This is a genomic window from Streptomyces sp. NPDC057702, from assembly GCF_042799315.1.
Taxonomy (GTDB): Bacteria; Actinomycetota; Actinomycetes; order Streptomycetales; family Streptomycetaceae; genus Streptomyces.
This window is the reverse complement of the sequence record NZ_JBHVJC010000012.1, coordinates 140,742-161,929: the sequence shown is the minus strand read 5'-3', so window position 1 is coordinate 161,929 and position 21,188 is coordinate 140,742. Positions and strand designations below refer to the sequence as shown.

The 21,188-nt window shown below is 71.3% G+C and carries 20 protein-coding genes, 1 pseudogene and 1 CRISPR repeat array; of the genes and pseudogenes, 9 read left to right on the top strand and 12 right to left on the bottom strand.

Annotation, left to right across the window (positions count from 1 at the left end):
* Positions 1 to 111 precede the first annotated feature (111 nt).
* Together ACFVFR_RS11570 and ACFVFR_RS11565 are read right to left on the bottom strand one after the other, a co-directional pair.
* The gene (locus tag ACFVFR_RS11570) at positions 112 to 2,733 is read right to left on the bottom strand and encodes an FUSC family protein (RefSeq protein WP_383699918.1); all 2,622 of its coding nucleotides are present in this window, start codon (positions 2,731 to 2,733) and stop codon (positions 112 to 114) included.
* 353 nt (positions 2,734 to 3,086) lie between these two features.
* A CRISPR array of direct repeats spans positions 3,087 to 3,359; the repeat unit is 29 nt; unit sequence CTGCTCCCCGCGCGTGCGGGGATGGTCCC.
* A 128-nt stretch (positions 3,360 to 3,487) separates the two neighbouring features.
* Entirely contained in the window at positions 3,488 to 3,958 is a 471-nt protein-coding gene (locus ACFVFR_RS11565; protein WP_383699916.1) for a hypothetical protein, read from the bottom strand.
* Positions 3,959 to 4,525: 567 nt separating this feature from the next.
* Between ACFVFR_RS11565 and ACFVFR_RS11560 the strand changes: the two genes are divergently transcribed.
* From ACFVFR_RS11560 to ACFVFR_RS11545, 4 genes are all read left to right on the top strand, one after another.
* A complete protein-coding gene (locus ACFVFR_RS11560; protein WP_383699914.1) occupies positions 4,526 to 4,927 on the top strand; it encodes a VOC family protein in 402 nt (133 codons plus the stop codon).
* A 516-nt stretch (positions 4,928 to 5,443) separates the two neighbouring features.
* A complete protein-coding gene (locus tag ACFVFR_RS11555) occupies positions 5,444 to 5,839 on the top strand; it encodes a peptidase inhibitor family I36 protein (RefSeq protein ID WP_383699912.1) in 396 nt (131 codons plus the stop codon).
* A 171-nt stretch (positions 5,840 to 6,010) separates the two neighbouring features.
* Complete coding sequence (locus ACFVFR_RS11550) at positions 6,011 to 6,925, top strand: hypothetical protein (protein ID WP_383699910.1); 915 nt, start codon at positions 6,011 to 6,013, stop codon at positions 6,923 to 6,925.
* Positions 6,926 to 7,298: 373 nt separating this feature from the next.
* Positions 7,299 to 8,426, top strand: coding sequence for a methyltransferase domain-containing protein (locus ACFVFR_RS11545; RefSeq protein ID WP_383699908.1), 1,128 nt, complete (start codon positions 7,299 to 7,301; stop codon positions 8,424 to 8,426).
* Positions 8,427 to 8,661: 235 nt separating this feature from the next.
* Here ACFVFR_RS11545 and ACFVFR_RS11540 read toward each other — a convergent pair whose 3' ends face one another.
* Positions 8,662 to 9,309 (bottom strand): TetR/AcrR family transcriptional regulator, encoded by a 648-nt coding sequence (locus ACFVFR_RS11540; RefSeq protein WP_383699906.1) that lies wholly within the window; start codon positions 9,307 to 9,309, stop codon positions 8,662 to 8,664.
* Positions 9,310 to 9,479: 170 nt separating this feature from the next.
* Here ACFVFR_RS11540 and ACFVFR_RS11535 point away from each other — a divergent pair, with 170 nt between their 5' ends.
* Entirely contained in the window at positions 9,480 to 10,181 is a 702-nt protein-coding gene (locus tag ACFVFR_RS11535; protein WP_383699904.1) for an NAD(P)-dependent oxidoreductase, read from the top strand.
* Positions 10,182 to 10,409: 228 nt separating this feature from the next.
* Here ACFVFR_RS11535 and ACFVFR_RS11530 read toward each other — a convergent pair.
* Positions 10,410 to 10,929, bottom strand: a pseudogene (locus ACFVFR_RS11530) (transposase); the annotation flags it as partial.
* A gap of 882 nt (positions 10,930 to 11,811) precedes the next feature.
* Between ACFVFR_RS11530 and ACFVFR_RS11525 the strand changes: the two are divergent.
* Entirely contained in the window at positions 11,812 to 13,407 is a 1,596-nt protein-coding gene (locus ACFVFR_RS11525) for a hypothetical protein (RefSeq protein WP_383699903.1), read from the top strand.
* Positions 13,408 to 13,531: 124 nt separating this feature from the next.
* Here the strand turns inward: ACFVFR_RS11525 and ACFVFR_RS11520 are convergent, their stop codons facing one another.
* The 5 genes from ACFVFR_RS11520 to ACFVFR_RS11500 all read right to left on the bottom strand — a co-directional run bounded on the left by ACFVFR_RS11520 (position 13,532) and on the right by ACFVFR_RS11500 (position 16,665).
* Positions 13,532 to 14,473: a hypothetical protein gene (locus ACFVFR_RS11520; RefSeq protein WP_383699902.1), complete on the bottom strand. Its 942-nt coding sequence runs from the start codon at positions 14,471 to 14,473 to the stop codon at positions 13,532 to 13,534.
* Positions 14,474 to 14,556: 83 nt separating this feature from the next.
* Entirely contained in the window at positions 14,557 to 14,973 is a 417-nt protein-coding gene (locus ACFVFR_RS11515) for a peptidase inhibitor family I36 protein (RefSeq protein WP_383699901.1), read from the bottom strand.
* Between the two features lie 470 nt (positions 14,974 to 15,443).
* Positions 15,444 to 15,974 (bottom strand): hypothetical protein, encoded by a 531-nt coding sequence (locus tag ACFVFR_RS11510; RefSeq protein ID WP_383699900.1) that lies wholly within the window; start codon positions 15,972 to 15,974, stop codon positions 15,444 to 15,446.
* Entirely contained in the window at positions 15,971 to 16,480 is a 510-nt protein-coding gene (locus tag ACFVFR_RS11505; RefSeq protein WP_383699899.1) for a hypothetical protein, read from the bottom strand. Before ACFVFR_RS11505 ends, ACFVFR_RS11510 begins: the two co-directional genes overlap by 4 nt.
* Complete coding sequence (locus ACFVFR_RS11500; protein WP_383699897.1) at positions 16,477 to 16,665, bottom strand: hypothetical protein; 189 nt, start codon at positions 16,663 to 16,665, stop codon at positions 16,477 to 16,479. Before ACFVFR_RS11500 ends, ACFVFR_RS11505 begins: the two co-directional genes overlap by 4 nt.
* Positions 16,666 to 16,937: 272 nt before the next feature.
* On the opposite strand from ACFVFR_RS11500, the gene ACFVFR_RS11495 reads away from it, so the two are divergent.
* From ACFVFR_RS11495 to ACFVFR_RS11485, 3 genes are all read left to right on the top strand, one after another.
* Positions 16,938 to 17,741, top strand: a complete 804-nt coding sequence (locus ACFVFR_RS11495) for a Scr1 family TA system antitoxin-like transcriptional regulator (protein ID WP_383699895.1) — start codon at positions 16,938 to 16,940, stop codon at positions 17,739 to 17,741.
* Positions 17,738 to 17,941: a DUF397 domain-containing protein gene (locus tag ACFVFR_RS11490; protein ID WP_383699893.1), complete on the top strand. Its 204-nt coding sequence runs from the start codon at positions 17,738 to 17,740 to the stop codon at positions 17,939 to 17,941. Before ACFVFR_RS11495 ends, ACFVFR_RS11490 begins: the two co-directional genes overlap by 4 nt.
* Before the next feature lie 139 nt (positions 17,942 to 18,080).
* Positions 18,081 to 18,284, top strand: a complete 204-nt coding sequence (locus ACFVFR_RS11485; RefSeq protein ID WP_383699891.1) for a DUF397 domain-containing protein — start codon at positions 18,081 to 18,083, stop codon at positions 18,282 to 18,284.
* A 68-nt stretch (positions 18,285 to 18,352) separates the two neighbouring features.
* Here the strand turns inward: ACFVFR_RS11485 and ACFVFR_RS11480 are convergent, their stop codons facing one another.
* The 3 genes from ACFVFR_RS11480 to ACFVFR_RS11470 form a co-directional block, all read right to left on the bottom strand.
* Positions 18,353 to 19,537, bottom strand: a complete 1,185-nt coding sequence (locus ACFVFR_RS11480; protein WP_383699889.1) for a helix-turn-helix domain-containing protein — start codon at positions 19,535 to 19,537, stop codon at positions 18,353 to 18,355.
* Positions 19,538 to 19,848: 311 nt separating this feature from the next.
* A complete protein-coding gene (locus ACFVFR_RS11475; RefSeq protein WP_383699887.1) occupies positions 19,849 to 21,030 on the bottom strand; it encodes a methyltransferase domain-containing protein in 1,182 nt (393 codons plus the stop codon).
* The gene (locus tag ACFVFR_RS11470) at positions 21,027 to 21,179 is read right to left on the bottom strand and encodes a hypothetical protein (protein ID WP_383699885.1); all 153 of its coding nucleotides are present in this window, start codon (positions 21,177 to 21,179) and stop codon (positions 21,027 to 21,029) included. The genes ACFVFR_RS11475 and ACFVFR_RS11470 overlap by 4 nt, the downstream gene beginning before the upstream one ends.
* Between the last annotated feature and the right edge of the window lie 9 nt (positions 21,180 to 21,188).

Sequence of the window (21,188 nt, the reverse complement as noted above, 5' to 3'; positions counted from 1 at the left end):
GGGCACACCGGAAACGTGGGCGGCCCCTGCGGGCGAGGCACGGGCTCCCACGCGGCCCGGGGTCACGGGTACTGACCCCGGGCCGTCACCCGTTTGCGACGGCCGTGGCGCTCACTCCCGCCGGCGGGCCCGGTTCCTGCCGCCGGGGCCCCGGGAGAGCGCGCCGGCCAGCTCGTCCAACGCGTCCACCAGCAGTTCCGCGCAGCGCACCGGCAGCGCCTCGGAGCCCTCGCGCGCCCGCCACGCGACCAGCGCCGCGTGCGTCTCGTGCCAGTCGAGCGGCTGCCGTTCGCGAACCGCCGTGGCGGCCTCCGGCAGCTCGGCGCGCAACGCCGCCGCGAAACGCTCGGCCTCCGGTGAGGCGGGCGCGGCCCGGTCCGGCGGATGGGCCTCCAGGAGCATCGTGACCCGCCCCATCGTGGACAGCGCCGTCTGGGCCGCGCCCGCCGAGCGACGCGAGATGCCCCGGTGGCGTACGGGCTCCGCCTGCGCGCGGGCCTCGCTCTGTTCCCAGGCCAGACGGGCCGCGCGGGCGTCCAGGAGCGCGTCGCGCACGTGCCGGGGCCGGCGTTCCAGCGGGTGCGCGTGGCCACCGAAGACGGCCACCGCGTACCGCCCGTTGGCCAGCAGCCAGTCCGCGAGCCGGTCGCGCAGCTTGGGCGTCTCCCAGGCGGGGAAGAGCGCGTACGCGGCCATCGCCAGCACCCCGCCCAGCAGGGTGAGCCCCACCCGGTCCTGCACCGTCTGGGACCAGCCCTCGCCCGCGATGCCCAGCAGGAACACGACGTACGCGCTGATGCACGCCGAGGCGACGGTGAAGCCCGTACGCATCAGCAGGTACATCAGCCCCACGCACACCACGGCCAGGCCCGCGCTGACCCACTCCCCCGGATGCCCGAGCGCCATCACCGCCCCACCGGCGACCACCCCCACCAGCGTGCCGGCGAACCGGGCCACACCACGCGAGTACGTCTGCTCGAAGTCGGGCCGCATGACCATGACCGAGGCCATCGGCGCCCAGTACCCGTGCCCCAGCGGCAGCGCCGTGCCCACCAGGTACCCCGCACAGGCCACCACCGCCAACCGCACGGCGTGCCGCAACACCGGCGAGGACCAGCGCACCTCCCGCCGCAGCGCGCGCAGCGCGACGGGCACCAGACGCGGCATCGTGGGCCGCAGCAGCGCGTTGCGCGGGACGGCCCGCTCGACGGGCTCACCCTCGGGGCCCTGCGCGGGCGGCGGCTGGGTGGGGATGCCCTGCGCGGGCGGCGGCTGGATCGTGGGGGTGGCGGGGCCCTGCGCGGGCGGCGGCTGGATCGTGGAGGCGGCGGGCGCGTCAGGTGCTGACGTCCCGTCGGTGGCGGGCGCGTCGGGTGCTGACGTCCCGTCGGTGGCGGGCGCGTCGGGTGCTGACGTCCCGTCGGTGGTGGGCGGAGCTGGTGGCGACTTCGCGGTGACGTCCCGGCTGGGTGGGGGCTCTTCGCCGGCGGTCAGCGGGCCCGAAGGCGACGTTCCGCCCGTGACCGGCGGGCCGGTGGGTGTGGGGTGGGTCGGCCCGGCGCCGGCCTGCGTGGGGTGGGTTGCTGTGGCGCCGGCCCGCGTGGGGTGACTCGGCCCGGCGCCGGCCGGTGTGGGGTGGCTCGGCGTGGGAGGGGCCGCTGCGGCGTCGGCCGCTGCCGGGCCGGGCGACATGGGGTGGGCCGGCGTGGGGTTGGCGGGTGTGGGGCGGACCGGTTCGACGGTTTCCAGGGGTTCGTCGGCGGACTCCACCACCTCCGCCAGCAGCGCCATCAACCGCAGCGCGGAGCGACGCGCGGCACCGTGCAGCATGGGGCCGGACGCGGGCACCTCCAGCACGCGCATCGCCTCGACCGGCAGCCGGACCGGCTGCCCCCGGCGGATCGCGTGCGCCACCGCGTCCAGCACCGTGCCCGCCGCCCGCAGCAGCTCACGCACCCGGTCGCGTTCCGGTCCGGTGGCCGGGGCGCCGATGACCGGGTCGGCCAGCGAGGCCAGTACGGGACGTACGCGCTCGGCCAGCGCCCGGTAGCCACGGAGCTGCTGTGGTCGGCGGCGGGCCTGGCGGGGCGTCATCGACGAGGCGTGCCGGGCGTCCATCAGCGGCTGCGGGTCGAACGGCGCCACCGGGTCCTCGCGCAGCCGGCGCGCGAAGTCGGCCTCGGCGGCGAACGCGTCGGCCAGCGCGTCACGCTGCGCGCCCCACGGCCGGATGGGCACCAGCACGATGAGCGCGGCCTGGACGAGCCCGCCGAAGGCGATCAGCGCGGCGTGGTGCAGGGCCCCGAGCACGGAGGTCGGCAGTGTGACCGTGACCAGCATGACGGCCACCATCTGCGTGGCGACCAGCCCCGACACCGGCCCGACCGCCCACGCCATGCCGGCCAGCAGCGACCACAGGCCGAGCAGGATGACGAAGGCGAGCGGATGCGCGGCGGCCACGTACCCGAGGAAGGTGCTGACCGCGAGCCCGGCGGCGGCTGCCAGCGCGAGCACGGGCCGGGGCCGCCAACTCCGTTGGAAGGTCGCCACGCCGGAGGCGAACGCCCCGAACGCGGAGGCGACCGCCAACGGCGGCGACTCCAGCCACAGAATCAGCCCGATGACGATCGCGACCCCGCACGCCCCCCGCAGCGCCACCAGCGGCTCAAGCCGGGTCCGCTCGATCGTCAGTCCGGTGCGGGCGGTCTCCTTGAGTGCGCGCAACCAGGTCATACGGCGAGAATACGGCGCTGATCACAGCAAACGTACGCGGCCCGAGGCGCCGGCGCCTGACGGCGAGCCAGCCGGGCCCCACATGCCGCACCGGGCCACCCATGCCAGCCCGCACCCGCCGAAGCGACGCGATGTCACGCGCACCGCTCCCCCGCGCGTACGCTCCGCGCGGCCCCGGGGGTACGCCAGTGAGGCAGCACCCCCACGCGGTGCGCCCCGCCCACCCCGGCCGCTACCGTGAGACCCCGACGGCGGGCCAAGCGGAGGGGAAGGCGCGAATGGGCGCTATGTCGCGATCGCAAGAAGTTGCAGAAAACGGGGTGCGCCCCCGATAAACCCGCAGCTCAACAACTCTGCTCCCCGCGCGTGCGGGGATGGTCCCGACGGCTGTGTCCCCATCGAGATCGCGCAGACCTGCTCCCCGCGCGTGCGGGGATGGTCCCCCCGGCATCCGCTGCCTGGTCGTACGCAAGACCTGCTCCCCGCGCGTGCGGGGATGGTCCCGCCTCCGCGTCCCGCCCCCGCCAGTCCGTCAGCTGCTCCCCGCGCGTGCGGGGATGGTCCCCGCATCTTCAACAGCACGGTCCTGCCCAAGCACTGCTCCCCGCACCCGCGGGGCTGGACCTCCTCACCCGCGCCGGCGCCCCCATCAGAGGCGCAAGCCCCCCGAAGGCGCAAGCTCCAACCCAACCCCCCCACCGGCAGGTGGCCCACCTCCGGGGTGGGCCACCCATGCGAGGCGCGCCGCAGGCGATCACCCCTCGCAGCTGATGTCGGTCAGCTTCATCGGCTTGCTGGCGTCGAGGCCGACGTAGGCCGTGAAGACCTGGGTGTCCTGGCCCTTGCCCCAGTGCGTGGTGATCGGGGCCCAGCCCACGCCGGCCGACTGGGCGGTGGTGACGGGGCCGATCTCGATGTCCTGGGGGGTGTTCTGGGCGCAGAGCAGCAGGTCGTAGTCGGGGGTCTGGGCCACCTTCTCCTTCAGCTCCTCGGTCACCAGGTGTTCGCGCTGCCAGGCGCTCGGGCCGTGGTGGCCGTAGAAGCCCTTCAGGAAGTGGCGTACCTCCTTCGCGTCGTACTGGCGGCCGGCCGTCGAGTCGGACCCCGACCGCTGGGCCGCCGACGCGGGCACGGAGACGGCGGCGCCGAGTCCGAGCCCGAGGACGGCGACGCAGGTGGCGGCGAGCAGAGCCGGTCGCCGGGGGCGGTGTGTGGTGTACAGCATGACAATCCCTCCCATGCCGGATTTGCGGTATCTCATGCGCCTATGTGGCGCTACTAGGGAAGACACTCCCCCCACCGAAACGGTTGCACCGCGCGCCGTACGAAACGGTGCGGCCCGCCCTGTCGGCGCGCCCACCTCCCCCGCCAGACCCCTCCGCCCCCGTACGGTTGGGCTCGCGCGTGCGCCTGTCGCCGGCTCCCGGCTCCCCAGAGGGGCGCGACGGCGCCTGGTCACCGTCAGCGGCTCCACCGGACACCACCACCGACCGCTCCACCGGGCGCGACCACCGGACACGGTCACCCGGCACAGTCACCGGACACGACCACCGACCGCTCCGCCGAGCGCAACCACCGGACACGACCACCAGGCACAGCCACCGGACACAGCCACCCGACACGACCACCGAGCCTGACCACCGAACACGACCGCCAGGCGCGACGGCCACGTGCGACCCTCGACGCCCCGCGCGGCGCTGCCTAAGATCACGGACACGGCATCGCGTGTCGGTCACCGGTCGGGTGAGGCATGGAGGCGCCCGTGAGATTGCCTTGCGGAGGCATTCCACCTATGTCAGTCGAGTTGAATCACACCATCATCCACGCCCGGGACAACCGGGAGTCGGCCGAGTTCCTGGCACACGTTCTGGGACTTGAGGTCGGGACCGAGTGGGGCCCGTTCATTCCGGTCGCCACCGACAACGGGGTCACCCTGGACTTCGCCACCATTCCGGCGGAGTCGATCGTCACGCAGCACTACGCGTTTCTCGTCTCCGACGAGGAGTTCGACGCGGCCTTCGGGCGTATCCGGGAGGGCGGGATCGCGTACTACGCCGATCCGCGTATGAAGCAGCCCCAGGAGATCAACCACCATCACGGCGGGCGCGGCCTTTACTTCATGGACCCGGCCGGCCACGGCATGGAGATCATCACGCGACCCTATGGCGGCCACGAACAGGAGCCGACGGATTAGCAGGACGAGAGGGGCAGGCCAGGGAGCGCCCTGACCTGCCCCTTCGTGACGTAGCTCGACTGCCGGTGGCGACGTACCGACGGGTTCGCGCATGCGGTCGCTCCCGTCCTTCGCAGGTCGTGTACGGCGCTCGGGGCGGTGGCCCAACTCCCTGACCGAGAAAAGGAACCGCCTGAGGCCATTACGGCGGCATATGCGCCGCACGTATCGGGGCCAGGAGTTCCAGCCAACACGGAGCGACGGCTTTGGCGGGAACTCCCGATTCCACGCGAGGTATCAAGACAACCGCTTCGTCCGAGCCGCGATCACAGGCTCCTTCCCGTGAAGGTGAGAGGTGGGTTGTACGGCCTGGCCGGGAAATATTTCGCGACCGGAAGGCGATCGGGGACGGCCATGGCCGGCCCCTTACGCAACTCCCGCCCGACCGTGGCCGTTAAATTCCCGCTCGTGCTAGGAATTCCCCCACGCGGCGCCAACCCGGCGCCGTATCGCTACTGTGCAGGGAGGTCGCACTCCATGTTCCAGAGCAGGGCTTTGTTCACCGCGGCGGCGACGGCGGTTCTCGCCGGCGGGACGTTGCTGACCGGACCCGCGTCAGCCAGTGCCACGGCATCGGAGGCCGGGGCATCGGTCGCCGCGCCGAGCGGGTGTACCGCCACGTACTACTGCGTCTACCAGAACGCGGGCTACCGGGGGGCGGTGTACAAGTTCCAGGACGACAACCCCAGTTGGGCCAGGTGGGACATCTTCAACCAGGACTCCTCGTCCTTCAACAACGGCACCTCCGGCCTGTCCGTCGCGCTCTACGGCGAGGAGAACTACGGCCGCAAGCTCGGCTGCCTGCCCCGGGGGCAGGGTTGGACCCAGCACCGGCCCAACGACGACGGTGAAAGCAACAAGTGGGGCTGCTGACGCCTGAGCGGTAGGCAGCGTCTTTGGTCACCATCGAGTACCGAATGCCGGGCGGATGATTCGCTCCGGCGCTCCGCCCGGCATTCACACCGCGCCACAGGAGGGCCACTCGTGCACCGTCCCACCGGGTCCCGATCCGCCGCCGTCACCGCCTGCGCTCTCCTCGCTCTCGTGACGGCCTGCGATGCCCAACCCAGCGCCTCGGGCGACGCGACTCCCCGCCTCAGAGGCGCCGCCCTGGCGCGAGTCCAGGGCAGCGAGGCCGAGCAGCGACGGCTCTTCGACGCGGAGGAACGGCTGACCGCTGACTGCATGACCGACCGGGGGTTCACCTACCGGCCCAACCCGTGGCACGGGCCCTCCGCCACACCGGCCGACGACCCACGCCACGGTGACGACGTACGGACGCGCCGGCGCGCCGGCTACGGAAGCGCCTCCGCGACGGGTGCCGATGGCGGGGACACGGGCGGCGACCCCAACGGGGTGTACGTGCGCTCGCTGGCGCGCGACCGGCAACGGGCGTACATGAGCACCCTCTACGGCACCGCACAGCACAAGGTCAGCGCCGCCGTACCGGGCGGTGGAGTGACCTTCATGTACGGCGACGGATGCAACGGCGGGGCCCAGCGCCGGCTCTACGGCGACCTCAGGCGGTGGATGGTCGCGCGCCTGGTGGTCGCCAACCTCGACTCCGAGATCAACCGCAGGCTGCTCGCGGACCGGAGGGTCACCCGGGCCGACGCCGCCTGGAGTCGCTGCATGAACGACGCGGGCCACTCCTTCCCCCACCCCGCCAAGGCCAGGGCCGTGGCCCTCGGCGGCGAGAAGGCCGACGAGCGACGGCGCCCCGCCCGGCCGGCCGGGAAGGCGGCGGGACCGAGTCGGCGGGAGATCGCCATCGCCGTGGCCGACGCACAGTGCGACAGGTCCGTGGGCAGAGCGAAACTGATCCGCTCCCTCGACGGGCACTACCGTGATCAGCTCGCTCGGGAACGCGCCGAGTCGATCAACACCTATCGCGAACTTCGCGGCCGGGCTCTGGCGTCCCTGGCGGCATCGCCCGAGCGGGAGCGACACGCCGCGTAGGAGACCCCGCACCCGAGCGGGATCGACCGAAGCGGCCGGGCGACCGCGAAGCACCGGACCGGGCCAGCGCGCTGGCCGCCCCCTCGCTCAGCCGGGCGCGCCCCCCAACCAGCCGGGCCACCGCCCCCTGGCACCTCCGGCGCCGTACCGCCGGGGCGCGCCCCCATGCGCTCCCGCGTCACCCTTGCCCCGATATGCCCGACCGCAGGACGCTGGTTCCTCCCGACACGACCCGACACGAGGAGAGCGGCCATGCCCGGCAAGCACGAGAAGCCACCCCCGCCACCGTCCGACGGAACGCCCCCACCGGGAAACACCGACGGCCAGGTCCCACCCTCGCCACCGTCCGACGGCAAGCACAAGAAGGGTTGACGTGCCCGCCGAGCGGCAACGGCGACTGGACGCCGCCCTGGCCTCGGCGGGAGCCTGGCCCACCCGCTCCCCGTGGGTACGCGAGGCCGTGCGGGCACTGCCACGACACGCGTTCGCGCCCGACCGCGTATGGGTGTGGAACGGCACCGACTACCGCCCCGTCGACCGCGCCACCGCCCCCGACGCCTGGGCCGACGCGGTCTACGCGGGTGCCCACGACGCCACGGTCACCCAGCTCGCCGACGGCCGTGCGACCTCCTCGCTGTCGGGCACCTCGATCGTCGCCGACATGCTCGACTCCCTCCGGGTCGAACGCGGCCACCGGGTCCTTGAGCTGGGCACCGGAACCGGCTGGAACACCAGCCTCCTCGCCCGGCTCCCGACCCGGGTCGACAGCGTCGAGGTCGATCCCGAACTCGCCGCGTCCGCCGCCGGGCGGATCAAGGACCACCACCTGGACGCCACGGTCCACGTGGGCGACGGGGCACACGGCTGGCCGGCCGGCGCCCCCTACGACCGCGTCATCTCCACCTACGCCGTCGACACCGTCCCCTGGCCCTGGATCGCCCAGACCCGGCCCGGCGGACGGATCGTCACCCCCTGGGGGCACCTCGGGCACGTCGCCCTGACGGTCGCGGACGACGGCCGCTCGGCGAGCGGCTGGGTGCAGGGCCTCGCCCAGTTCATGCCCGCCCGCCACACGTCCACCAGCCAGGCGCCCACCAGCCGCACCTACCGCGCCGTCCGTGGCACCGGGCCACCGGGCGAGGAGCGGCCCTTCCCCCGCGAACTCGCCACCCTGCACAGCGACTGGCACCTACGGTTCGCCGTACGCGCCCGCCACCCCCACCTCCACCTCGCCACCGCCACCGATGACGACGGCGCGCACGCCTGGCTCCACGACGGTGTCGCGTCCTGGGCCAACATCGTGACCACCGACGGCCGCGCCCTCGCCTACCAGGGCGGCCCCCGCCACCTCGCCGACGAACTCGCCGCCGCCTGGGACTGGTGGGAGGACGCCGGCCGCCCCGACGTGTACGACTTCGGCCTCACGGTCACCCCGGACGACCAGCACGTCTGGTGCCACGACCCGACCACCGGCGCCCGCTGGCCCACCCCTCGCGCCTGACCGGGTGGTCACCGCACCAGCGGCTCAGGCTGATGCGGACGAAGAGCTCAACCGGGCTGCGCCGGTCGACTCACCCGCGTGAGTAGTCGTCAATACCTGTGGACCAGAAGGTCCGCGGCTTTGGGGTGATCCGAGCCGGCCGGCCCCTTCGACCGCCGACAGACAGGCGCCGACCCCGGGGCCTCGTCCGTCTGCACGACCGGGCACTCACCGGCGGCGGTCTCCCCATGGTGGGTCAGTTGCCCGGGGCGACACCCCATGACCGTAGGAGCGCGGAGAGTTCCTCCTGGAAGAGCTTGTCCGGGCTGGTGGTCTGGGTGTGCAGGTGCCCGTAGATCTCCAGTGAGACCAGGCCGTGCAGGCGGCCCCAGACGCGTAGGGCGAGTGCCACTGCGGCCGGGGGCAGTTCGGGGAAGGCCAGGCGGACCTTGTCGACGAGGCCGGGGGCGAAGTCGGGCCAGTCGAAGTCGCTGCCGGCGTAGAGGTGTTCGGCGTGTGGCCAGGCGGCGTTCGCAAGTCCAGCGAGGCCGATGCAGACCCGGCGTGCGGCATCCGGGGCGGCTCCGCCTTCGGGCGCGCGGTAGCCGGGGACGGAGTCGCCGTAGATCAGCCGGAAGCCCTCCGGGTGGGCAAGGGCCCAGTTGCGAAAGGCGTGCGCCCACGCCTGGATCTGCTCAGTCGGCTTGTCGGCCGGGGCGGCATGCCAGGAGGCGTCCACGGCGTCGGCCAGTGCGGTGTACACGTCGTCGATGAGCGCGGTGACCAGGTCATCACGGGTGGCGAAGTAGCCGTAGATGGCGTTGGCGGTCATGCCCATCTCGCGGGCGATGGCCCGCAGCGTGATGGCGTCGGGCCCGCCCGACGCCATCAACTCCAGCGCCACGCGCTTGATTTCAGCTGTCGTTTCGGCCCGCAGTCGCTCCCGGCGTCCTCTCGTATTACTCCTCGCCGCGCTCTCCACGGTGGCCACTCTACAGCGCCCCGAGACTGATTGCCGTATCTAAACTTCACGCCGTATAGTTTCTGTACGTTGTCACGACGAAGGGGAGAGTCATGCACATCGGAGTCATCGGAGCCACCGGCACCATCGGCAGCCGCGTAGTCGCCGAAGCCCTCGGGCGAGGGCACCACGTCACGGCGTTCACCCGCGACATCACGCGGATCCACGAGGACCGGGACCACATCACCTGGAAGAGCCTCGACGTCCTCGATGCCGCCGCCATCGCTGCCGCCCTTCCCGGGCTGGACGTGCTGATCAGCGGATTCCAGCCCGGTAACGCGGCCAACGACATCGCTGACACCGTGGAGCGTTCGGTCGCCGACCCCACGGTCTTCGCCACCGCTGCCCGGGCGCTACTGAAGGCGCTGGAGAGCCACCCTCGTACCCGCCTGATCGTGATCGGCGGCGCAGGCAGTCTGGAGGTCGAGCCGGGCCTGGTCCACGCCGACTCCGACGAGCATCTGCACGCCACCCTTGACCAACTCGGCCTGCCTCGAACCTACGCGGCGGCAGTACGTGGCCATCGGGACGCACTGAACGTCCTGCGCACGTCCAACCGCTCGTGGACCTACTTCAGCCCGGCGGAGGACATCACCCCCGGGGAGCGCACGGGACGGTTCCGGATCGGCCTCGACCAGCCGGTCCTGGACGCCGACGGGCGCAGCCGCATCTCAGTGGAGGACGCCGCCGTCGCACTGGTTGACGAGGCGGAACTGCCCCGCTTCGTGCAGCGGCGTTTCACGATCGGCTACTGAACACACGCCAGGGAAGTCAACGGCGGGCCAGCCCTGCGGCACACGCCCATCGCGGCAAGGCCGGCCCGTCCCGACGCGACCAACCCCAGGATGCCCGGAAGTGCGACACCGCTCTGCCCGTCGTCCGACTACCCGGCGATCGGGTCCACCACCGAGGCATCCGGGGAAGGGGGGCGCACCCGGGCGGAGGAAAGGTCACATCCGGTGAATCATGAGGTAGTTCAGGCCCTCGTTCAGCGCGTTCCAGAACCCGAGGGCCCCGTCGCCGACGGCGAGTACCGGAGCGCGCATGCCGCGCCGCCGGCAGTCCCGCAGCAGGCCCGCCCAGGACTGTGAGGACTCTCGGCAGCCGTCCGCCATCGCGATCAGCTCCTTGGTGCCGTCCGCGCGCGCCCATGACGACCGGGACCGCGGCCTTCGCCTCCTCCAGGCGTATCCGCAGGTGGATGCCGTCGGCCCAGACGTAGACGTAGTCGGTGGCGGACAGGTCGCATTCGCCGAATGCTTTGCGGTCGGCCCGCCACTGGGTGGTCAACCGGGTGACGGCGGCCGGTGACAGGCCGGCCGAGCCGTTACGGAACACCAAACGGCGCCCGCGATCATCCCGCTGGTCAGCCAACTCATCTATATCGGCGTCCACTTCGACCTCCAGCGCAGCGGCCAGCATCCGACTCGCGCCCTCACGGACGATGTCGTCGATCAGGGAGCCAGCCTCGGTCGTTCCATCGGCATTCACTACGCGCAGCACGGCGCGCCTTCCCGACCGACGGTGCGACGTCGGCCTGCTCGATGACCAGAAGTCGATCACTCGGGAAGGTACGCCCTTCGCGTCCAACCCGAGGCCGACCCACAGGTCATGAGCATTGCCCCACCCACGAACCAACCCAGGTCCAGGCGGGCCGCGCGGGTTCGGGAGGTCGGCCGTGCGGGTCGCTGGGGAGGCGACCGGCGTGAAGGCGGTGGGCGCGTGCGAGATGTGACTTCGAGTCCGGACATGGTGATGTTTCCAGCCTGATGTCGCCTGTATTTGTGCATAGCTCGAATGAACGTGCACGTTATGTGAGCGAGTTGTGGCAGCGTGAGGTCCTGCCGGCGGTCATTGAGCCGATGGCCGCCGCTTCCTTGGGGGGAACCGTATGGTTCAGGATGATTCTGGTCTGTGGTCGGGTGTGCCCGCGGGCGCCGCTCCTCCTCCTCCTTGATCTCGCGGGGGGTGCGTTGTCGCCAGGGTGACCCAGGGGCCTGGCCACTCGTTCGAACCCGGGGGCGTTACGAGGCGCCGAGGGGCCCGAGAGTGCGGCCGGGGTCAGCTCCTGGCGCTCGGGTGCGCATCGGAGAGATGCCTGGCCCCTTCTCACTCGTTCGAACAGTGACTCCCCCGCGATCCGGCGAGCGGAACGCGTAGGGCGACGGCGAGCTGTCTACGGCATGTCATGTACCTGCCATTTTGGATGGCCTCGGTCCGGCTCTGGCGGAGCGCTCACGCCACCCTCTCCCCCTCTGTGCCGTCAGCGGTGCCGGCCCGTGCTGATCCGGGCCGCACACCAGTCGCACCCCCGTCATGTCCTCACTCAGGAGCCGAACTGTGCTTACCGCGTTACCGAAGAGACTCATCCAATTAGTGCTGGTCATGGTGATGGCCTTGGCCGGCTCCGTCGTCTCGATGGCCCGTCCGGCCACTGCCGCCCCGGCCTCGGAGCCTCGAACCGCTACCACCCGAACCGCGGCGCTCTCGTCGGCGGCCGGGCCGATCACCCGCTCGGAAGTGCTCGAACGGGCCCGTTACTGGTACGACAGGCGCTCCAACATTCCGTACAACCAGGGCGCCACCTACAAGGACTCCTCCGGTCGCGCCTATCGGACGGACTGCTCCGGGTACGTGTCGATGGCGTGGCACATGAGTTACAGCGCCGACACCAGAGCACTCGCCGACGCGGAGACCCGTCCCATTTCACGTGGCGACCTCAGGCCCGGTGACATCCTCAACAGCTACTACGATCACGTGATTCTCTTCGAGAAGTGGGACAACGACGCCCACACCCTCTTCTCCTACTACTCGTTCGGGTCCACCCCGGTGAAGCACGCCACCGGGGTCTCCATCAACGCGGCCACCCTCGACAGCCACCCCAACTCCGACTACCGAGCCCTGCGGTACAAGAAGATCGTCGAGGACTCTCCGCCCGACCCGACCACGTTGCCGAGCGGCACGCTGGTCAAGACCGCGAACAACCCGACGGTGAAGGTGATCGTCGGCGGTGCCGGGTTGCCGGTCGCGGGGTCGGACGTCGGGCCGGGCGGGTACGACCTGAGCAAGGTGGTCCCGGTGGACAGCGCGGCCTTCAACGCCCTGCCGAGCGCGCCCGCGAGCGGAACAGTGGTGCATGACCAGGCGGGCGGTCCGAGTCGCTACGTGGTCGTGGACGGCGCCGCCCTGCCGATCACCGGAGCCGAGTGGACGGCCGACGGATACGACCAGCGTCCCGACATGGGCGTACCGTCCTCCTGGCTGGCCGGGGCCACGGGCAACACGCTCTCCACGGGTCTGATCGTGATGAACCAGTCAGGCAGGGACCCGAGCCGGTACGTGATGGTCAGCGGTGCGGCGCTCCCCATCTCGGGTGATGAGTGGACCGCCAACGGTTACGACAAGCAGATGTTGTTGGGCGTCCCGGGCAACTGGCTGCGGACCGCCGCGGCGAAGTCGCCGCCTAACGGAACCGTGCTGATGGATCAGGTGGGTACGGACTCAAGTCGGTATGTGATGGTGAACGGCTCGGCGCTGCCGATCTCCTGGCCGGAGTGGACCTCGCAGGGATACGACCGACAGACGCTGATGGGTGTGCCGGGAACGTGGCTGCGCGCGCAGGTGGCACGGCCGCTCGCGAACAAGACGGTGGTCAAGGAGATCTCCGGCGCGAACCCGACGGTCTACGTGATGGCCGGCGGAAGCGCGGTCCCGCTGTCAGCGGCGGACTACACCGGCCTGGGGTACGACAAGCGCCCGCTGGAGCGAGTGCCCGGTACGTGGCTCGGAGTCGCGGCGGGACGAGGCGCTCCGAATGTGGGGACCCTGCTGCTCGCGCCTGAGAGCCCCACGGTGTGGTTGGTCGTGGAGGGAGGCCGCAAGAAGGGCCTGACCGCCGACGACTTCGGCCCGGGCAAGTACAGCTTGGACGACGTGGTCAAGGTGCCCAACGCCCTCGTCGCCACCCTCCCCACCGCCTGACACCCGCTCGGTCCCGGACGGCTGAACGGCTGAACCGTCCGGGTGTTGTTCTCGCGCCGGCCCTGGGGAGAACCTCAGGGCCGGCGTCCTCCCGAGCGTGGCGTCTCTTCGGGCGCCCAGCGGTCTAGTCGCGCTCGGCCAGTGCGGCCCGGGCCAGGCGCTGCCGCGCGTCGATGGTCGCGCGGATGGCGGCCAGCTCGTCGCGGTGCTGGTCCATGTCCCGCCGCTGGTAGGCGGCCTCGACCGCCCACCAGACGCCGATCAGGTTCTCCCGCCGCTTGCACACCGCGTCGGCGGTCGCGGCGGACCGTTCCGCCGCCGACGGAGTCGCCGTACGCCACGCCGGGTCGTTGCCGGCCGCGAACGGATCGGCGTAGGAGAACCCCCGGGCGCGCATGCAGCGGGACCAGCGCGAGAGCACCTTCGTCACGCGGGGGTCGCGCCGCGAGCGGTCGAAGCTCTCGGAGGTGATCCGCCGGGCCAGTTCCGCGTCACCGCCTCCGTCGCCGTCCCGGGCCTTGAGCGCCTCCATCGCCTGCCCGAAGCAGCCACCGTTGGGGACGGTGCGTCCGTTGACCCGCTGCCCGCCCTTCGCGTCGGTGGACCCGGGCATGACCTTGGGGCTATCGGTACCGCTGAGTACGAGGGACTGCGTGGCCGACAGCGGCGGCCTCTCCGGCGGTGGCTTCTGCCCGCGCGGACTTCCGGGCGGGGCGAAACCGTGCGTCGCCGTCTGTCGCGGATCGCTGACGCCGTAGCGGTACTGCATCCGGTTACGCGGGCGAAAGCCCGGCTTGACCAGCGGTTCGTAACGGAGCCCGAAGCTCGCCATGCACCGTGTGACGAGAGCGTGGCGGGCCCGCGCGAACGTGTCCTCCTCGTCGTTGGTGAGCAGATACGCGTCCACGGGCAGGGACCGGTCCGCCGGCTGCGTGATCACCGGAATCGCGGAGCTGTCGACGGGAGGTGGCGGAGCGGCGGACGGTTCGGAACCCGCGGAACACCCGACCGTCGTCACGGTCGCCGCGAGGAACAGGGCGGAGGCGGTACGAATACGAGCGCGCATGCGGGCGGCTGCTCCGATCTGTCAGAGCGATAGGGAAGGTGCCCCGCCCGACAAACGGGCGGGGCACAAGGTTGCACGCGTAATCAGTGATCCCATCTACCTGACGCGTTGTTGTTCTTGGTCACGTCGAGATTCCTGGAAGTCCAGGCCGGAACACCGTCCCATTTCCCGTCATAGTTGCTGTTCACGTAGATTCTGATCCCGTTGCCCCGGTCCCAGTTGGTCACCGAGGCGGCATTGTTCTTCACGGGCTGGCCGGCGCCGGCGCTGCCCGCGTCGCTGGCAGTGAAGACGTATCCCGCGTAGTTGGGGATGTTGTAGCGGTGCTTGAACATCGCACCCTTGAGGTCCGAGTTGTAGTACAGGCAGACGTACTTGTCCTCGCAGCTCCCCGACGTGATCGGCTGGGGAGCGGCCGAGGCGGGGGCTGCGGCCAACGCCGAGCCCACGGCCGCCATGCCGGCGATCACGAGGGCAAGCAGACGACGCTTCGTTTTCATGTTTCGTCTCATTCCGTTCGGATTAACGAATTCCCTTTTCCCGCCGTTCCGCGCCCGCACTGTCGTGGACGTGGATGACTGAGGATGAATCGAGAAGCTCACCAGGCACGGCCTCAATGCGGAGTACACCATTCGAGCGAGCTGGCGTGACTGACCGGAAACAGGCGGGGCTCAACGTGGGGGTCAATGGCCCACACACGATGGACACTTTCCTTCGGGCTGCTTTCGCGCCCTCAGAGGTTATCTTCGTTTTATCGAGATCCCCTGAGCGCTATCGCATCGAATCACGACGGTCGCCCACTCGCCTATGACCTATCGCGCCATACGATGAGGTTGGCGCATATGTCCCCATCTCCGCCTAAATGGAAGGTCACGTATCGCGGTAGCCGGGACTCCGGTATGACGGGGGGCGGCGCGTCACCCGCCCCGCGAGGCGACGGGCCGACCCCAGGCCCGCAGGCCCCGCCGCCCTACCCGACGACGAACGGCGGCAGTTGGGCCACCGCCGCGCCCAGGGCGACGGTCATGCCCTGGTCGTCGGCCAGCGCCTCGGCCCCCGCCCACCGCCGCCGATGCGAGCGCGCGGACGGGTGCGGGCGGGCGGACGGATGCGGGTGTGAACGAGGGTGTGGGTGTGGGTGCCGCGCGGGGTGCGCGCAGGGGCTCGTGGCGCTGCCCGCCAGGTCCGCGTCCGGGCCCGCCACCCAGCCGCCGTCCACGACGATCACCACTTCGCCGACCCGGCCCGCGCCGGCCGGCCGCTGGTCCACGGCGAGTACGCGGTGCGCGTTCGGCAGGGTCAGCCCCAGCGCGTACGCCACCCGCTCGGCGGCGCCCATCACGCGTTCCCCGTCCCCCAGGACGACGCTGGGCGCCAGCCACGGCCCCTCCCCCTCGCGCACCTGGAGCACGCGCGGCCAGCCGGCGGACACGTCGCCGGGGGCGTCGGCGTCGAGCGGTCGCCACACGAGGAGGGTGACGCGTACGGCGTGCGTCCTCATGCCGCACCCCCCGAGGCGCGCGCCGGAACCGAGGCCGGCGTGAGCCCGCACGCGTCGGGCGTCAGCCCGTTGGTGGTCATGACGCCCGCCTCGGCGTCCCCGTCCGACCAGAAGAAACTCCCCGGCCCGGCGAGCGCGTCGAGACCGACCTGGCACCGCCGCGCGTTGGGCCGCAGGTCGACGGGCCCCGCGCCGTGCCGCTCGAACAGCGACATCTCGTAGGCGAGTTGGAACTCCACGTCCGCGACGGCCACCCAGCCGCACGCGGGATCGTCCAGAAACGCGTCGGCGAGAAAGAACCGCAACACGGCCCCGCAGGCCATGCGTACGGTGTGCTCCCCGGTCAGCACGCGGGCACGGGCGTCGGTGACGTCCGCACGTTCCGACGCGGGTTCCGACGCGGGCGTCGGGAGGGGCGACGCCTCGGGCTCGACGGGTGGCGTGGTCGCCGGCCGGAGCGCCGGCTCGGGCGTGGGGCTCGGCTCGGGCGTGGGGGGTGCGCTCACGTCGCCGCCTCCTGCCGGTGGCGCGGGCAGCGGCAGGGCCCCCAGGCGGTGGAGCAGTGCTGCCGCTCCAGCTCGCACCGGGTCACGGCGTCGGGATCAACCCGCACGGTCGCCCGAGCGACGACGGGGCTCGGCGGTTCACCGGGGCGCTGGCGGTAGACCTTGATGGTCATGGAGTGGTTCACGCGACGGCTCGTTTCGGACGAAGGCTGCGTACGCCCACGCGGCCCTCGGCGGCAGGACGTCGACCTCGATCACCGATTGTGATCAGGCCCTTACAGGCTTCTCCCCGGACGGCTACGATCGCAATGAGTGAGCCGTTCCGGCCAAGGTCACACCACTGCCGTGACGGGGAATGCAATGACACACACCGAAGGGGGTCCCCATGGCGCGTCGGGGACGCGGAGTTGATAGAGATGCGGGTGCCTCTCCATCACCGCCTGGGAACGATCTCGCCGTGACGGCCGCGCAGTTGTTCGGACGGTTCATAAAGCACGCCCGCGAACGGGCAGGCCGAACCCAGACCGAACTCGGCACCGTCGCCCACCTGGATCGCTCCACGGTCGCGAGAATCGAGGCAGGCGAACGCGTACCCGACAAGCGGCAGGTAGTGGCCTGGGAGGACATGCTGGAGACCGGCGACACCATGCTGGACCTGTGGCGTGAGGTGGATTGGTATCCGGCCGTTCCAAGGCAGGACTGGTTCGAACGTCGCGCACAAATGGACCGCGAGGCGACTGCGTTACGCGTCTATCAGAGCCAGAGCGTCCCCGGGCTCATGCAGACGGAGGATTACGTCGACGCGCTGTATGCCCCCGTGCTGCGCAGCTCGGACGAACTCAAGCGCACTGTCGAAGCGCGACTTCGTCGCCAAGATCGCTTCGTGACACCGGCCCCTGACAGCCCGCTGCTTTCCGCCATCCTCACCGAGGAGGCCCTTCGCACAGTCGTGGGCAGCCCCGAGATCATGGCCGACCAGTGCGCGCACCTCTTGCGTCTAGCTGAGCTGCCGAACTTCGTGATCCAGGTCGTCCCGTCGAACTTTCCCTTGGTGGTACGCCCGATCACCCCGATGACCATCATCTCGATGCCGAACGGCCGAGACTGGGTCTACTCGGAATCAGTGGATTTTGGCCACTTCGTCAACGATCCTGCTCGGGTTCGGGAGTTAACCCGCCTTTACACTCGGCTTGCGGCGGACGCACTGTCCACAACTGAGTCTGCCCAATTCATCCGGAATGTGATGGAGGGATATCAGTGACCACCGATCTCACTTCGGCGAAGTGGTTCAAGAGCAGCTACAGCGGCTACCAGGGCGACTGCATTGAGGTCGGCGCCGGCGTACCGCACACCGTCCCGGTCCGCGACAGCAAGAACCCCACCGGCCCGGCCCTCACCTTCGAACCGGCCGCCTGGACCGCGTTCATCACCGCCATCAAGACCGGCGACCTCCCCAGCTAGCCACCTACCGCGCCCCGGCAACCCGCAAAGGTCACCGGGGCGCTGCCGGTCACGACCAGCACTCCCCCAGCAACCGCACCAGCCAAGAACAGCTACGCCAGTCCGCGCAACTCACCCGTAACGCGATGGAGGCTTAGCAGTGACCACTGACCTCACCTCGGCCACATGGTTCAAGAGCAGCTACAGCGGCACCCAGGGTGACTGCGTCGAGGTCGCCACTGGCGTACCGAACACCGTCCCGGTCCGCGACAGCAAGAACCCCACCGGCCCAGCCCTCATCTTCGAACCCACCGCCTGGACCGCGTTCATCACCGCCATCAAGACCGGCGACTTCCCCAACTAAACACCAACTCGTAGCGCCCCGGCAGCCCACACAACCGCCGGGGCGCTACCAGTGCAGACCGGCCTTCCCTACCGCCCCAGCCAGTCACCGAAGCCGTGAAACGAGTCCGGCGCACGTCGCCCCGCCGACTCGATCCCGCCGTACGTCTCCCGCACCCTCGGGTAATACCGGGTCTGCTGCGGAGCAGCCTTGCGCGCCTCGACCAGGCTCGCGAACGCCGCGTCCGGATGCCCGGCCCGCAGCAGCGCGTACGCCACGTCCGTGTGGTGGCGCGCGCGACGCGTCGCCGGCCAACCCTCGGGAAACACGACATCGCGCCCGGCGCGTACCGCATCGGGGTAGCGAGCCAGGTCAACGAGCACGCTCACCCGGTGTACCCGCACATTGGTCGGCCCGAAGGACAGCCAGTGAACACGCTCGGCCGGCCCGGTACGCCCAGCGAGGCGCTCCGCCTCGGCCAGGTGGTGCTCGGTGGCACCGGCATCGCCCTCGCGCGCGGCCAACACCGCTGCGGCGAGGTTCAGTTGGCCGGAGACAACGTCTCCGACCCGGCCGTCGCTGGCACCCGCAGCGGCCTCGAAGCCCAACGCCACGATCCGGCGCCCGCGGGCGTAGTCGCCGGCCCGCGCGTACGCCAGCGCCCGGAAGTACTGCCGCACGCCAGCCAGAGAAGCGTCCGACGCGCGCTGGGCCGCCCCGTCGAGCCGGTCGAGAGCGACCGTCGCCAGGTCGGTGAATCCGAGCTTGGACGCCACGTCGTACGCGGTGCGGTAGGTGGCGCCCAACGTCTGCCACGCGGACTCGCTCGGGGTCGAGTGGGCCGTTCCCGCGAGCTCGGCCAACAGACCCGGCAGATCTGTCGCCACCTGCCTCAGCTCTGCGGCACGCACCAGAACGCACAGCCGCTCGGCGTCTTCGGCCAGCTCGCGAAGCGGGCGCGGGGCAGCGTCCAGATCGGGACCGGTGTCGTACGCGTCCAGAGCCTCGCGGATCGGCTGGATCAGTATGTCGAGGTGGTCGGCGCGGAGCTCTTCGAGATACGGCTGGCCCGTCAGCGTCGTCACGGGCACGGAAAGCGCCCGCGCCAGCGCGGCGAGCGCGGTCGAACTGGCGGGCAGCCGGTCTTGCTCGATCTGCGCGAGCGTCGCGTACGAGACCCTCGCGAGCCGCGAGAGCGCGCGCTGCGTCAGACCACGGGCCTTCCGTTCGCGGGCGACGCGCGCGCCCGTACTCTCCACAACAGGTCGAGCCACGGGGGTACCTCCTTCTGGGAGACACTTCGAAAGTACCGGGCACACCCGACAACACAACTGCCCTGAAAGGGATCTGGCGACAGTGCCGCCAGTGCGAGGAACCTGGTTTCCGACCACGTCCACCCCGATAGCCGCCACCGGCGTCCCCCGGACCTACGCGAGGCCCACCCACCCGGCAACGTGCCGCCAACCAGCCCTTCGGTCAAGGCACTTCAGGCCACCTACGGTCGGGGGCCTACCGCACGTCCGGCGGCGAGGTCGGTGACGCTGGCGCGGAGCTGGCCGTTCGCTCCGGGCGCTGGCCGGGCCCCTCACACGTCCCAGGAGTTCGTCGGGGCGTCCAGCCACGCCCGCTGCCGGCCCTCCGGTGTCACCGTCAGGCCGAACCGGGCGAGCTTCGGGCGGCCCTGGCCGGCCCACCAGGCGTACGCCGTCTCCACCTCGTCCCACAGGCGGCGTGGGCCCGACTGGTGGACGGTGGCGTCGGGTGCGTCGTCGGTCCAGGTGACCGCCGCCCACGAGCGGCCGCGCAGGTCGAAGAACCACGCCCGCGTGGGTTCCCCGGCTTCCGCACCCGAGCGGTTGACCACGTGCGCGCAGGCGGGGACGCGCAGCCCGATGGCGAACCGCACGGTGTCGTAGCGATCCCCCAGGTCCGCCGGCCGCAAGCGGGTGCGCGACACGGCGGCGTCGCCTGGGAAGGCGGTGACGTGCTCGGCGAACCGGGCCCAGTCCAGCCGCTGTCGCCGCAGCTTCATGAACTCGACCAGGCGCAGGAACCGGCCCGCCGCGCTGCCGTCCGCCGCGACGGTCAGACGGATCAGGGCGTCCTGGTCGGTGTAGTGGGTGCCCCACGGGGCGAGCACGACGCCACCCGGCCGGACCTGCTCCAGCCAGGCCGGGGGAACGGTCCGGACGCCCGCCGTGGCGATCAGGCGGTCGTAGGGCGCGCCGGCCGGCCAGCCGTACGTCCCGTCGCCGTGCACGACCTCGGGCGCGAGCTTGGCCCGAGCCAGCGCCGCGCGGGCCCGCGCGGTCACCGCCGGGTCGACCTCGACGCTGACCACGTTCGCGCCGCCCAGCCGGCGCGCGAGCAGGCCCGCGTTCCACCCGGTGCCCGTACCGACTTCGAGCACCCGCGCGCCCTCGCGTACGTCCAGGTCACGCAGCATGCCGGCCACCACGGACAGCATGCTCGCGGAACTGGTCGGCACCGTTCCCGGGGCCCGGCCCGCGTGCCGGCCGTCGTCCCACTGGGTGACGAGCGGAACGTTGGCGTCCGCGATGTGTCGCCACCCCTCGGGGTCGTCGCCCCGGGCTACGGGCACGCTGCGGCCGGTCGGCATGTCGTGCGCCCAGACCAGATCCGGTAGGAACGACGCGCGCGGCACGGCCGTGAACGCCTCCACCCACTCGGGCGCGAGGACGCCCGCGTCACGAAGCGACCGTGCCAACTCGCTGTTGGCACGGCCCCTTTCCCCGTCGTGACTCACGTGCGGTGCGTCCCGTCGCCGGGCGGCATCTCGCCGTCCGGGGGCGGCGGGGGCGGCGGATTCCAGGGCTGCCCGGGGTGCGAGTCCCCGTCGTCCTCGTCCCCACCGCGCCGACCGCCCTCGGGGGCACTCTCGCATCGTGCTCGCATTCCGCGTCT

Excerpts from the sequence above, each read along its gene's own strand:
- ACFVFR_RS11570 (WP_383699918.1), bottom strand. The coding sequence starts at position 2,733 with ATGACCTGGTTGCGCGCACTCAAGGAGACCGCCCGCACCGGACTGACG.
- ACFVFR_RS11565 (WP_383699916.1), bottom strand. The coding sequence starts at position 3,958 with ATGCTGTACACCACACACCGCCCCCGGCGACCGGCTCTGCTCGCCGCC.
- ACFVFR_RS11560 (WP_383699914.1), top strand. The coding sequence starts at position 4,526 with ATGTCAGTCGAGTTGAATCACACCATCATCCACGCCCGGGACAACCGG.
- ACFVFR_RS11555 (WP_383699912.1), top strand. The coding sequence starts at position 5,444 with ATGTTCCAGAGCAGGGCTTTGTTCACCGCGGCGGCGACGGCGGTTCTC.
- ACFVFR_RS11535 (WP_383699904.1), top strand. The coding sequence starts at position 9,480 with ATGCACATCGGAGTCATCGGAGCCACCGGCACCATCGGCAGCCGCGTA.
- ACFVFR_RS11525 (WP_383699903.1), top strand. The coding sequence starts at position 11,812 with ATGGTGATGGCCTTGGCCGGCTCCGTCGTCTCGATGGCCCGTCCGGCC.
- ACFVFR_RS11520 (WP_383699902.1), bottom strand. The coding sequence starts at position 14,473 with ATGCGCGCTCGTATTCGTACCGCCTCCGCCCTGTTCCTCGCGGCGACC.
- ACFVFR_RS11515 (WP_383699901.1), bottom strand. The coding sequence starts at position 14,973 with ATGAAAACGAAGCGTCGTCTGCTTGCCCTCGTGATCGCCGGCATGGCG.
- ACFVFR_RS11510 (WP_383699900.1), bottom strand. The coding sequence starts at position 15,974 with ATGAGGACGCACGCCGTACGCGTCACCCTCCTCGTGTGGCGACCGCTC.
- ACFVFR_RS11470 (WP_383699885.1), bottom strand. The coding sequence starts at position 21,179 with ATGCGAGCACGATGCGAGAGTGCCCCCGAGGGCGGTCGGCGCGGTGGG.